Origin of the sequence: Mycobacterium sp. 1245852.3, from assembly GCF_001669335.1 — a bacterium.
Taxonomy (GTDB): Bacteria; Actinomycetota; Actinomycetes; order Mycobacteriales; family Mycobacteriaceae; genus Mycobacterium; species Mycobacterium europaeum_A.
The window spans coordinates 1-1,104 of sequence record NZ_LZLL01000438.1 but is presented as its reverse complement, the minus strand read 5'-3'; the positions used below and the strand labels follow the sequence as shown (position 1 = coordinate 1,104).

At 71.1% G+C, this 1,104-nt stretch carries 1 pseudogene; it reads right to left on the bottom strand.

The features are described from left to right. A pseudogene (mycP, locus tag A9W96_RS19650) lies at positions 1–1,033 on the bottom strand (type VII secretion-associated serine protease mycosin); the annotation flags it as partial. Positions 1,034–1,104 lie beyond the last annotated feature (71 nt).

Below are 1,104 nucleotides of genomic sequence, written 5' to 3'. Positions count from 1 at the left end.
GACCATGGCCGCCGGCGTGCTCGTGTTCGCGATCGCGGCCCGGTTGCGGAGGGCCCGATGAGGCCCGACCTGACCGGTGTTGTGGCGGCGGGGCCGGGGTGATGACCCGGCTTTGCGCGCCGGGAGCCATCCGATCGCCGGGCGGGATGTTGAAGGTCAAGGCGGCGACCGGATCCACCATCCCGTATCCGACCTTGTTGTCCACGCCCGCAGGCGGATTGTGCGCGGACTGCACGATCCGGTTGATTACCTGATGCGCGCTGAGTTCGGGGAATTTCGCGCGCACCAGCGCCGCGACGCCGCTGACGTAGGCCGCCGAGAAACTAGTGCCCCAGAACGGCATGTTCTTCTCGCCCGGTCTCGACGGCGGGTAGGCATTCACCGGGCCGCCGCCCTGCGGTGAGAGGCCCATGATGTGGGTCCCGGGGGCCGCCACGCCGACCCACGGACCGGTCATGCTCTTGTCGAGCGGGGCACCGCTGCTGTCGACCGCTCCCACCGACAGGACGTAATCGGAGAACCACGACGGCGCCGAGACGATCTTGACCTCGTGCCAGTCCCGCGGATCGGACGGGTCCAATGGGTCATACGTCGGGTTGTTGTTGCAGCCCGCTTCGCCGTCGTTGCCGGCGGCCGCCACGATCACGGCGTCCTTCGCGGTGGCCGCGTACCACAGCGCCGCACCGAGGGCCCGCTGATCGGCCGGGGCCGCCGCGGGCAGGCACGCGGTGACGGAAATGTTGATCACCTTGGCCCCCATGTTGGCGGCGTGAACGACCGCGCGCGCAACCGAATTCAGCGTTCCGGCCTTGACCTTCTCGTCCGAGTAGGGGTCTCCCGGCGGCGGGTTCACCGGCTCGAAGGCTCGTGAGGACTGCCGGATCGAGATGATGGTCGCGTGCGGGGCCACGCCCACCACGCCGTCGGGCGCCCCCGGGGGGAGCGGCGGCACCGCGGGTTCGTCTTCGGTCTGCGGATCCGGCGGCCCGTTCGACGCGGCGGTCGCTCCGCCGCCCTCCGGCGGCGGGGGCGGTGTTGTGGCGGCGGGGCCGGCGCCCGATCGACTGGACGGCCCCGATCACCGTGGCCAACAACCGATCCGGT